Source organism: Herbihabitans rhizosphaerae, from assembly GCF_004216555.1.
GTDB lineage: Bacteria > Actinomycetota > Actinomycetes > Mycobacteriales > Pseudonocardiaceae > Herbihabitans > Herbihabitans rhizosphaerae.
The window spans coordinates 135,273-146,016 of sequence record NZ_SGWQ01000004.1 but is presented as its reverse complement, the minus strand read 5'-3'; the positions used below and the strand labels follow the sequence as shown (position 1 = coordinate 146,016).

Sequence of the window (10,744 nt, the reverse complement as noted above, 5' to 3'; positions counted from 1 at the left end):
AGTGACGCCCGCCACGTCGGCGAGAAACCTGTCGCGGCCGGGCCGAATCAGTTAAAGTCAGTAACAGTTTAAGGCGAACGCAGATCGTGAGCGGCAGATGGTGGACAGACGAGACCTGCCGCCGGGCATCGGGCTGGCCTGGGGGGACAGCCCGCTGTCCCGCCGTGGACCGAAGCCGGCGTACAGCGTCGAGCAGATCGTCACCACGGCGATGGCGGTGATCGACACCTATGGGTACGCCGCGCTGTCCATGCCGAAGGTCGCCAAGCGCCTCAGGATCACGCCGGCCGGGCTGTACCGCTACGTCGCCTCGAAGGACGAACTGCTCGTCCTGCTGTCCGACGCGGGCTGGGGCGAGCCGCCGGCCGACCTGTACCGGCCGGGCGACTGGCGTGCCACGGTCACCGCCGTCACGCACGCGATCATCGATCGGCTGTGCGCCCGTCCGTGGCTGCTCGACATTCCGATCCCCGGAGCCCCGGTGACGCCGAACCTGTTGCGGTGGACCGAGGTTCAGGTCACCGCGTTCCTCGGCGCCGGCCTGGACGGGACGGAGGCGCTGCGGTGTGTCGTGCTGCTCGACGGGTACGCGCGGAGCATCGCGAGGCTCGCCCGCGACATCGATCACAGCAAGGCCGCGCCGGTGCAGTCGGCCGCGATGACCGCGTTCCTCGAGCCACTGTTGAAGGAGCGCGGCTATCCGGTGCTGGCGGCGATGCTGACCGAGGGCCAGTACCGCGACCCCGAGCGGATGGCGTCGGCCATCCTGGACGACGATCTCGACTTCGGGCTCGAGCGGATCCTGGACGGCATCGAGAAGCTCGTCCAGACCAGGGCCAGCGGCTAGGACCTAGAACGCGGACGCTTGTGCGCGCCGTTTGACCTCGCGGCCCCGGTTGCCCCGCAGCGCCTCGATCGGCGTGCCCGGCAGCGTGTCGTCGGCGGTGAACAGCCAGCTCAGCGTGTCCGTCGGGGTGTAGCCGGCGTCGGCGAGCACGGTGATCGTGCCCGACAGCCCCTTCACCACGTTGCCCTCGTCGTCCAGCATGTCGGCCGGGATGAACAGCTCTCCCCCGCGCCGCACGGCGAGCAGCTGCCCGTCCCGCAGCGCTTGCTGCACCCTGGTCAACGGACAGTCCAAACGCTTGGCCACATCATCGAGCGACAGCACGTCGACACCGGAGTCGAGCACGTCGTCAGCGACAGGAATCGCACCCACGCGAACACGATGCCACAGGTAGGGGTCCTCGCGCGTCACGAAATAGCCGCCCTGCACACATGTGCCGGCCGTGCTCCGTACGATCGCCATCGTGGAGGACCGGGGAGCCCATCTGATCGGCACGCTGCTGGAGCAGCGCTATCGCGTGGACGCATCGCTCGCGCGTGGCGGCATGTCCGCGGTGTACCGCGGGTTGGACACGCGGCTGGACCGGCCGGTGGCGATCAAGGTGATGGACCAGCGGTTCGCCGACGACCGCTCGTTCGTGGAGCGATTCGAGCGTGAGGCGCGCTCCGCCGCGAAGATTCATCACCCGAACGTGGTGGCCGTGCATGATCAAGGTGTCGACTCCTCCGCCTCCGGGCAGCAGCTCGTCTTCCTGGTGATGGAACTGGTCAACGGCGGTACCCTGCGCGACCTCGTGATGGACCGCGGCGCGCTCGGCGTTCCCTTGGCGTGCAACGTTTTCGAGCCGGTGTTGAGCGCGCTGGCCGCCGCGCACGGCGCCGGGCTGATCCACCGCGACGTGAAGCCGGAGAACGTGCTGATCGGCCGCCAGCGCGCGGGCCAGGAAGGCGCGCCGACCGTGGTCAAGGTCGGCGACTTCGGGCTCGTGCGCGCGGTCTCGTCGGCCGGCACCACGAACAGCAGCGTGATCTTGGGCACGGTGGCCTATCTGTCACCCGAACAGGTCACCACCGGCGCCGCCACCGCCCGCGGTGACGTCTACTCCGCCGGCATCGTGCTCTACGAGATGCTCACCGGCCGCCCGCCCTACACCGGCGACACCGCGCTGTCGGTGGCCTACCGGCACGTGAACGACGACGTGCCGCCGCCGAGTGCCACCGTGCCGGAGATCCCGAAAGAACTCGACGACCTGGTGCTGCGCGCGACCAGCCGCGACCCCGCCGCGCGCCCGGCCGACGGCGCTGCGTTCCTCGCCGAGCTGCGGCAGGTCCGGTCCGAGTTGGGCATCGGCACCGTGCACGTCCCGGTGCCCGGACACGCCACCGATGAGCCGGCGTGGCCCGCCGAACACGAGGACCTCGACCGGCTGCTCGAGTCCCCGCAGGAGCGCACCGACCAGATGCCGGTCGTCGCCGGCGCCACCGCGATCGGTCGCCCGGCCGGCGGGTCGGGAACCGTTGGGCCACAAGGAACCCGGTCGATGCTGCGGGTGGAGCTCGGCCAGGCGGTGAGCACGCCGCCGGTGCCCGACGACGTGCCGCCGCGCGCCGCGCCGCGTCAGCGTCCACGCCGCCGTCCGTGGCTGTGGGCGATCATCGGCGTACTCGTGCTGGCACTGGCCGGCACCGGCATCTGGTGGTTCGCCGCCGGCCGGTGGACCGAGGTGCCACAGCTCGCCGGGCGCGACTCGTTCGCCGCCGAGCAGGCGGTCACCGACGCGAAGCTCACCCCGAAGATCAACCGCGTGCGGCACAACACCGCCCCGGCCAACACAGTGATCAACACCACACCGCCGGGCGGCGAGAGCGCGCTGCGCGGCGACGAGGTGATCCTGACCGTGTCCGCCGGCATGCCGGTCGTGCCCGGCGCCCGGCCCGGTGCGCCGGTGCCCGAGGTGGAGGCCTTGATCCGGGCCGTCGAGCTGGACCCGATGCGCGGCGACCAGGTCTACGACTCCGCTGTGCCCAAGGGAGCCGTGGTCCGCGTCGACCCGCAGCCGGGTACCCAACTGCCGATCGGCGCCCGGGTGAGCCTGGTGCTGAGCAAGGGCCCAGAGCCCAAGCCGATTCCCCCGGTCGCCGGCAAGACTCGCGACGAGGCGTTCAAAGCCTTGCAGGCGGCCGGTTTCGAGCCCTACGACCTGCCGCAGGAGTTCTCCGACGAGGTCGACGGCGGCCAGGTGATCCGCACCAGCCCGACCGGCGGCACCAAGATCGACTCCGACGGCAACCGGCGCGTCGGCGTCGTGGTCAACAACGCGATCACCGTGCCCGACGTGAAGGGCATGCGGGTGGCCGACGCCCAGAAGACGCTCGCCGACGCCGGCCTCACCGCCCAGGTCCGACACGTGTTCGTGCAGACCGACGGCAGCCAGGTGGTCAGTCAGGACCCGTCGTCGGAGAGCAAGGTCGCCAAGGGCACCACGATCACCCTCCTCGCCCTCCCCTGATCGTCCACAGTGGACTCAAGCGTGCCGCCGCACCGCGTCCCCGTGTCCGAAACTGAGCGATCGCTCCGTTCATGTTTTGCGTACTTTAGCCCGCTAAAGTACGCAAAACACGAAGGCAGCTCGAGTCAGGAGCGCAGCATCTCGGCGACGAGGAAGGCCAGCTCCAGCGATTGCTGGGTGTTCAGGCGCGGGTCCATGGCGGTCTCGTAGCGCCCCTCGAGGTCCAGGTCGGAGATGTCCTGCGCGCCGCCGAGGCACTCGGTGACGTCCTCGCCGGTCAGCTCGATGTGCATGCCGCCGGGGTGCGTGCCGAGCCGGCGGTGCACCTCGAAGAAGCCCTGCACCTCGTCCACGATCCGGTCGAAGTGCCGCGTCTTGTACCCGGTGGACGACTCGTGCGTGTTGCCGTGCATCGGGTCGCACTGCCAGATCACCTTGTGCCCGGACGCCTCCACCTTCTCGATGATCGGCGGCAGCACGTCGCGCACCTTGCCGTTGCCCATGCGGCTGATCAGCGTGAGCCGGCCCGGCGTGTTGTTCGGGTCGAGCCGCTCGACGTACTCGACGGCCTGCTCCGGTGTCGTGGTCGGGCCGATCTTGAGGCCGATCGGGTTGGCCAGCATCCCGGCGAACGCGATGTGCGCGCCGTCGAGCTGACGGGTGCGCTCCCCCACCCACAGGAAGTGCGAGGACAGGTCGTACAGCTTCGGCTCGTCACCGCTGGTGTCCAGCCGCAGCATCGCCCGCTCGTAGTCCAGCAGCAGAGCTTCGTGGCTGGCGTAGATGTCCACCGTGTGCAGGGTGGAGTCGTTCACGCCGCACGCCTGCATGAACCGCAGGCCGCGGTCGATCTCGGTGGCCAGCGCCTCGTACCGCTCGCCGGCCGGCGAGACGCGCACGAAGTCCTTGTTCCAGTCGTGCAGGTTGGACAGGTCGGCCATGCCCGCGCCGGTGAGCGCGCGCAGCAGGTTCATCGCGGCGCTGGCGTTGGCGTAGGCGCGCACCATCCGCGACGGGTCCGGCACGCGCGCCTCGGGTGTGGCGACCAGCGAGTTGACGATGTCGCCTCGGTACACCGGCAGGCCGAGCGCGTCGAGCGGGTTGCTGCGCGGCTTGCCGTACTGGCCGGCGATCCGGCCCACCTTCACCACCGGCGTGCTGGCACCGTAGGTGAGCACGACCGCCATCTGCAGCAGGGTGCGCATGTTCGCGCGGATGTGCGGCTCGGTGTTGTCCGCGAACGTCTCGGCGCAGTCGCCGCCCTGCAGCATGAACGCGCGCCCCTCGGCGACGTCGGCGAGGCTCGCCCGCAGCTTGTCGATCTCGGCGGGCACGGTGATCGGCGGCACGCTCTCCAGCACCGTGCGGACCTGACGCACCTGCTCGGCGTCGGGCCACTCGGGCTGCTGGGCGGCCGGGCGGGCCAGTGCGTCGTCGAGTTGGGTACGCAGGTTGGGCGGCAGCGGTGGCAACTCGGGAAGGGTGTCCACCGGCACGTCCACGGTCCAGTTCACGACTCCAAGAGTAAGCCGCGCACGCTGAGGCGACTCTCACGGGTGGCTGTCCGGTCGGGCATTGTCACGTGAGGAGCACGGCGACCAGTGCCACGGCGACGGCCAGCGACAGCAACACGCCTGCCGCCGTGCGCGGGATCGGTTCAGTCGGCACCGTCGCCGTCCTCATTCGACGCCGCCGCACGCGCCCTCCGCGCGATCTCCTCCAGCACGGGAACCAGCCACTCGCGTACCCGGTCGGCGGTGATGCCCAGGTTGGCGAGCGTGCGCCCGCCGGGGCCGTCCGGCTCGTCGAGCACGCCGAGCAGGATGTGCTCGGTGCCGATGTAGTTGTGCCCCAACTGCAGCGCGGCGCGGGCGGTCAGCTCGAGCGCCTTCACCGCGGTGGAGGTGAGCGGGACCTGCTCGCGGGTGGTCGATTCCCCGCCGGGAAGGTGTTCGACGATCGAGGCGCGCAGTTCGGCGGCGGACACGCCGAGCACCTCGATCGCTTTCGCGGCAAGGGCTTCCGGCTCGCTGAGCAGTCCGAGCACCAGGTGGTCGGTGTCGATCTTGGCGCTGCCGGCCTCGCGCGCCTCGGTCTGCGCGGCGACCACGGCGGAGCGCGCCCGGTCGGTGAAGCGGGTGAACAACCGGAGGTCGAGCGCCGGGCCGTCGTCGGATTCCTTAGGCACGAAGCGCTTCTGCGCGGCCTGTTTGGTGACGCCCATGCTCTGGCCGATGTCGGTCCAGGACGCGCCGGATCGGCGGGCCTTGTCGACGAAGTGCCCGATCAGGTGATCGGCGATCTCACCAAGGCGCTCACCGAGCACCACGGCGTCGGACAGTTGGTCGAGCACGTCCTCGTCGGGGTCACGGTGGCGGGCGACGGACAGGTTGCGGACGACCTCGATCAGGTCGTCGAGTCGTGGCGTGGTCTGCATGCCGTCAACCCTAGGTTGACGATCGCCTGTCGTCAACCACGAGTTGACGCGCTGGCGGATTACATGATTACACTGTTGGCGTGGCTGACCATGTGATCGAGCACGTCCACTACCGGGTGCCCGCCGAGCGCGCGGCCGAGTTCGAAGAGGCGTGCCAGCGTCTCAGCACCGAACCGGAATGCGTCGAATACGAGCTGACCCGCGGCGACGACGAATACATTCTGCGCATCGTCTGGAAATCAGCGGCCAATCCCCTACCGGAACCGCTCAACGCGGAGGCGCGACACTTTCGCGCGACCGGAATCGCCGGTCGAGGCGCGGCGATTCCGACCCTGTACGAATGGCTCGGCGGCACCGAGGCACTGGAGAAACTGTTCGACGCGTTCTACACGCGGGTGCGCGACGACGACGTGCTCGAACCGGTGTTCCGAGGCATGGATCCCCGTCACCCCAAGCATGTCGCGGCGTGGCTCGCCGAGGTTTTCGGCGGCCCGGCACGGTATTCGGCCGACCACGGCGGGCACCGGCACATGGTCGGCCGGCACCTCGGCCGGGCGATCACCGAGGAACAGCGACAGCGCTGGATCGCCTTGCTTCTCGACACGGCGGACCAGGTCGGCCTGCCGGACGATCCCGAATTCCGCGCGGCGTTCGTCGGTTATCTGGAATGGGGCACGAGAATGGCCCGCATTCTCTCCCAGCCGGGTATGGACGCACCACGGGAGGAGCCGATGCCGAAATGGGACTGGCCCCTCCCGCCGTGGCAGCCGGAATAGTCCGGGAACGACTCAGCCGAAGAACACCTCGGCCTCGGCGTACCGCTCCAGCGGCACCGTCTTCAACTCCGCCGTGGCGTCGGCGAGCTTGACCCGCGCGATCTCGGTGCCGCGCAGGGCGACCATCGTGCCGAAGTCGTTCTCCGCGACGGCGTCCACCGCGTGCAGCCCGAACCGGGTGGCCAGCACCCTGTCGTAGGCGGTCGGCACACCGCCGCGCTGGGTGTGCCCGAGCACCACGGCGCGCGACTCCTTGCCGGTGCGGTCGGCGATCTCCTCGGCCAGCCAGGTACCGACACCGCCCAGCCGCACGTGCCCGAACGAGTCCCGCTCACCGCTCTGCAGCACCTCGGCGCCACCCTCGGGCAGCGCGCCCTCGGCCACCACGATGATCGGGGCGTACTGCCGCTCGAACCGGCGGGTCACCCACTCGACGACCTTCTCCACGCTGAACGGGCGCTCCGGCACCAAGATCACGTTCGCGCCGCCGGCGAGCCCGGAGTGCAACGCGATCCAGCCGGCGTGCCGGCCCATCACCTCGACGACGAGCGCGCGGTGGTGCGACTCGGCCGTGGTGCGCAGCCGGTCGATCGACTCGGTCGCGATGTGCACCGCCGTGTCGAACCCGAACGTGTAGTCGGTGCCGGCGAGGTCGTTGTCGATCGTCTTCGGCACGCCGACCACGCCGACGCCGTCGTCGGTGAGCCGCTTCGCGACGCCGAGCGTGTCCTCGCCGCCGATCGCGATCAGCGCGTCGACGCCGTGCTCGGCCAGGGTGCTCTTGATCTTGTCAACACCACCGTCGACCTTGTACGGGTTGGTGCGCGAGGAGCCGAGCACGGTTCCGCCCCTGGCGAGAATGTCCTCGACGTGGTCGAGGCCGAGCGGCTTCACCAGCCCCTCGACCGGCCCCTGCCACCCGTTGCGGAAGCCGAGGATGTCCCACCCGTGCGTCTCGATTCCCTTACGCACCACCGCGCGGATCACCGCGTTGAGTCCTGGGCAGTCACCGCCACCGGTGAGCACGCCTACCCGCATCTGCCTACCTCCAAGCCGAATTCGGGGACGCCGCACAGCCTGGCACGGAACCGATCCAGACGCCACCACCCACCGCTACCCTTTCCGGGTGCGTCAGATGTGGACCGGACGGACGCTGCGGGTGTCCGGCCCCGCGGTTCCCGATCTTCGGGTGGAGCTCGCCGGCGCGGGACTTTTCCTTCTGCGCCAAGGGGGTCAGCCGGTGCTGATGGCCCGGCGGCGGTACGACTGGTACGGCGTGCACCTGCGCAGGGCCGGCAGGTATCGCTCGCCGCTGCCGCCGCCGACGGCGGATCTGGCGCGATCGCTCGGCGGTGACCCGGCACGCTGGGCCGAGTGGTTCGCCGCCTCACTCAGCGCGGCCGGCACGCCGCTGCACGCCGGCGAGTGGCTGTTGCGCTCGCCGAGCCTGCCGTCTGTCCACAGCGGACTCGTGGAGGATCGGGTGCTCGGCTACGTGGACTGGTTCCGCCCTGGCCGGCGGATCGTGGCGCTGCGCGAGCCGTCACCGCCGGACGCCGCGCGGGTGAAGGCGTACCGCCGACAGGCACGGGAGGGCGTGCTGCCCTCGCTGCTGCTGTGGTGGGTCAGCGGGCTGGACGCGTGGGTGCTGCTCGACGGGCACGACCGCCTGGCCGCCGCGATCGCCGAGGACACCAACCCGGACGCACTCGAACTGTGCCGCGCGGCCGAGGCACCCACCCTGGCATCGCCCCTGCCAGGTGGCTCGACCGCGTGGCGCCGCCTCGCCCGCATCCACGCCACCGGCCCGTGAACGCGGGTGCGGGGCGCGGAACTCGCGGATGCAGGGCGCAGGACTCGGGGGTGCAGGGCGCGGGACTCGCGAGTCAGGCCGGGAAGCCGCGCTTGTGGCGGGCCTCCTCGATCACCCGCCAGCGCGCGAGGTTGTGCCGCGCGTCGGCCAGGGCGTCGTGCGCGTCGTTCGGCGCGCTGGGCAGGGACGGCTTTCCGACGTCCTCCCAGCGCTGGCGCAGTTCCCGGGTGAACCTCGGCAACTGGCGCGGCAGCTCGACCATCGGCCCCCACAGCTGGGCGAACACGACGTGGTCGTACGCGGCGAACCACGCCCACAGCTCGACCTTCTCGCCGCGCGGGGACAGGAACTTCAGCAGGTCCTCACGAATTCGCTCCCGGCTGCGCCACGCCTGGTCCGCCGGTGACGGCAGTTTGTCCAGCACGTTCGCGCGCACCCACGCGCCGGCCTTCTCGGGGTCGAACTCGGTGGACACGGCGTAGAACTCTCGCCCGTTCTCGTCGACGACACCGATCGAGACCAGGTCGATGGTCACTCCGTCTTCGATGAACTCGGTGTCGTAGAAGAAACGCACCCGAGCACCTTAGGACCCCAGGTACCGGAGCACGGCGAGCACCCTTCGGCTGTAACCGGAGGTATGCGTCAGATCGAGTTTGTCGAAGATCGAGTTCACGTGCTTCTCCACCGCGCTCTGCGAGACGAACAGCTTCTCCGCGATCGCCGCGTTGGTGTGCCCCTGCGCCATCTGATCGAGTACCTCGCGTTCCCGAGGAGTGAGACGGCGGAGCGGATCGGTGTGGCTGGTGCGGGCCAGCAGCTGCCGCACGACCTCCGGATCGAACGCGGCGCCACCATCGCCGACCCGTTGCAGCGCGGTGAGAAACTCCTCGACCTGCGCGACGCGATCCTTGAGCAGATATCCCACGCCGGTCGTGTCGGAGGTGATCAGCTCGGTGGCGTACCGCTTCTCCACATACTGGGACAACACGAGCACGCCGATGCCCGGCCAGCGTCGCCGGATCTCCAGCGCGGCGCGTAGCCCCTCGTCGGTGTGCGTCGGCGGCATCCGCACGTCCAGCACCACCACGTCCGGCTGATCGGCGGCCAGCGCCTCCAGCAGCGCCTCGCCGTCGCCCACGGCGGCCACCACCTCGTGGCCCTCCTCGGCGAGCAGGCGCACCAGCCCCTCGCGCAGCAGCGTCGAGTCCTCGGCGAGTGTCACGCGCACGGCAGCTCCGCGGTGATCACGGTCGGGCCGCTGGCCGGACTGTCCACTGTGAACACCCCGTCGATGGCGGCGACTCTCCTGGCCAACCCGGACAGCCCGTGGCCGGACGGGTCCGCACCGCCCCGGCCGTCGTCGCTGACACACACGGTCACGAGTGTGTCATTTCGTTGCACCACAACGGAAATCGCCCCGGCGCCGGAGTGCTTCGCCGCGTTGGTGACCGCCTCGCACACCACGAAGTAGGCCGCCGTCTCCACGGTCGGCTCCGGCCGCTCGGCGAGTCGGTAGTCCAGGGTGACCGGCACGCTGGACCGCTCGGCCACGGCCGCCAGCGCCTCGGACAGCCCCAGCGAGTCCAGCGCCGTCGGATACACCCGCCAGGCCACGTCGCGCAGATCGCCGAGCACCCGCTGGGACTCGTCGTGCGCCGCGGCCAGCAGCTCGCCGACCCGCTCCGGCTCGCTTGTCGATGTGCGGCGGGCCCGGCCGAGCAGCATGGCCAGTGCCACGACCCGCTGCTGCACACCGTCGTGGATGTCGCGTTCGATGCGCCTGCGCTCGGCGTCCACGGCCTCCACGATGCCGGCGCGGGACTCGGCCAGCTCGCTGATCCGCCGGCGCAGCAGCTCGTCGGGGCTCGGTCCGAGGAACCGGCGCACGAGCCGCCGCTCCAGGTTGACCAGTCCGAGAAACCCTTGCAGCGCGAGGAAGAACAGCACGACCACCAGCACGCCGAAGTACAGCCCGAGCCCGAGGGTGAGGTCTATCCCGTCCGGCCGTCCGCCGGTCACCCACTCCACCACGACGGTCGCGGACACGACCGCGCCGTAGCCGAACAGCACCAGCACACACCCGCCGAGCAGGCCCACGGCCGCCCGTGCGCCGAGGTAGCCCCACACCCGCCACGACTCCGGCGCGGCGGTCTCGATCTCGGGCGGGCCGTACCACCGTGCCACTCGATGTCGCGCGCGATCGGCCAGCCGCCGCGCACCCGGGTCCATCCGCCGTGAGCTTGCCGCCAGCGCGAACCCGCCGGCCACCAGGTAGGCCAGCTCGACGAAGGCCGCGAGCGCGCCGAGCCCGAGGCCGGCGAAGACCCGGGCCCAGCGCGTCAGCATGGCTTTCACAACATCA

11 protein-coding genes are annotated in these 10,744 nt (G+C 70.4%); 4 read left to right on the top strand and 7 right to left on the bottom strand.

The features are described 5' to 3' along the window. Positions 1 to 97 precede the first annotated feature (97 nt). A complete protein-coding gene (locus tag EV193_RS14030; protein WP_130344552.1) occupies positions 98 to 847 on the top strand; it encodes a TetR/AcrR family transcriptional regulator in 750 nt (249 codons plus the stop codon). A gap of 3 nt (positions 848 to 850) precedes the next feature. On the opposite strand, the gene EV193_RS14025 is transcribed toward EV193_RS14030, so the two are convergent. Next, entirely contained in the window at positions 851 to 1,219 is a 369-nt protein-coding gene (locus tag EV193_RS14025; protein WP_130344551.1) for an Rv2175c family DNA-binding protein, read from the bottom strand. Between the two features lie 91 nt (positions 1,220 to 1,310). Here EV193_RS14025 and EV193_RS14020 point away from each other — a divergent pair, with 91 nt between their 5' ends. Further along, a complete protein-coding gene (locus tag EV193_RS14020) occupies positions 1,311 to 3,356 on the top strand; it encodes a Stk1 family PASTA domain-containing Ser/Thr kinase (RefSeq protein ID WP_242613371.1) in 2,046 nt (681 codons plus the stop codon). Positions 3,357 to 3,481: 125 nt separating this feature from the next. Here the strand turns inward: EV193_RS14020 and EV193_RS14015 are convergent, their stop codons facing one another. Continuing rightward, positions 3,482 to 4,870: a class II 3-deoxy-7-phosphoheptulonate synthase gene (locus EV193_RS14015; RefSeq protein ID WP_130344550.1), complete on the bottom strand. Its 1,389-nt coding sequence runs from the start codon at positions 4,868 to 4,870 to the stop codon at positions 3,482 to 3,484. A 143-nt stretch (positions 4,871 to 5,013) separates the two neighbouring features. Then, complete coding sequence (locus EV193_RS14010; RefSeq protein WP_130344549.1) at positions 5,014 to 5,793, bottom strand: Clp protease N-terminal domain-containing protein; 780 nt, start codon at positions 5,791 to 5,793, stop codon at positions 5,014 to 5,016. Between the two features lie 80 nt (positions 5,794 to 5,873). Here EV193_RS14010 and EV193_RS14005 point away from each other — a divergent pair, with 80 nt between their 5' ends. After that, complete coding sequence (locus EV193_RS14005) at positions 5,874 to 6,569, top strand: group II truncated hemoglobin (protein ID WP_130344548.1); 696 nt, start codon at positions 5,874 to 5,876, stop codon at positions 6,567 to 6,569. Positions 6,570 to 6,581: 12 nt separating this feature from the next. On the opposite strand, the gene EV193_RS14000 is transcribed toward EV193_RS14005, so the two are convergent. Then, on the bottom strand, positions 6,582 to 7,607 hold the full coding sequence (locus EV193_RS14000; protein WP_130344547.1) for a 6-phosphofructokinase: 1,026 nt from the start codon (positions 7,605 to 7,607) through the stop codon (positions 6,582 to 6,584). A gap of 88 nt (positions 7,608 to 7,695) precedes the next feature. Between EV193_RS14000 and EV193_RS13995 the strand changes: the two genes are divergently transcribed. After that, positions 7,696 to 8,382 carry a hypothetical protein gene (locus tag EV193_RS13995; RefSeq protein ID WP_130344546.1) on the top strand — a complete coding sequence of 229 codons (687 nt, stop codon included), beginning with the start codon at positions 7,696 to 7,698 and terminating at the stop codon, positions 8,380 to 8,382. Between the two features lie 73 nt (positions 8,383 to 8,455). On the opposite strand, the gene EV193_RS13990 is transcribed toward EV193_RS13995, so the two are convergent. The 3 genes from EV193_RS13990 to EV193_RS13980 are packed head-to-tail and all read right to left on the bottom strand — an operon-like array spanning position 8,456 to position 10,728. Further along, entirely contained in the window at positions 8,456 to 8,956 is a 501-nt protein-coding gene (locus EV193_RS13990; RefSeq protein WP_130344545.1) for a polyadenylate-specific 3'-exoribonuclease AS, read from the bottom strand. A gap of 9 nt (positions 8,957 to 8,965) precedes the next feature. Then, positions 8,966 to 9,610, bottom strand: a complete 645-nt coding sequence (locus tag EV193_RS13985; protein WP_165401349.1) for a response regulator — start codon at positions 9,608 to 9,610, stop codon at positions 8,966 to 8,968. After that, on the bottom strand, positions 9,601 to 10,728 hold the full coding sequence (locus EV193_RS13980; protein WP_130344544.1) for a sensor histidine kinase: 1,128 nt from the start codon (positions 10,726 to 10,728) through the stop codon (positions 9,601 to 9,603). The genes EV193_RS13985 and EV193_RS13980 overlap by 10 nt, the downstream gene beginning before the upstream one ends. Positions 10,729 to 10,744: the final 16 nt, after the last annotated feature.

Bases quoted from the DNA above. Each gene is read 5' to 3' on its own strand.
- EV193_RS14010 (WP_130344549.1), bottom strand. From the start codon at position 5,793: ATGCAGACCACGCCACGACTCGACGACCTGATCGAGGTCGTCCGCAAC.
- EV193_RS14030 (WP_130344552.1), top strand. From the start codon at position 98: ATGGTGGACAGACGAGACCTGCCGCCGGGCATCGGGCTGGCCTGGGGG.
- EV193_RS14000 (WP_130344547.1), bottom strand. From the start codon at position 7,607: ATGCGGGTAGGCGTGCTCACCGGTGGCGGTGACTGCCCAGGACTCAAC.
- EV193_RS13980 (WP_130344544.1), bottom strand. From the start codon at position 10,728: ATGCTGACGCGCTGGGCCCGGGTCTTCGCCGGCCTCGGGCTCGGCGCG.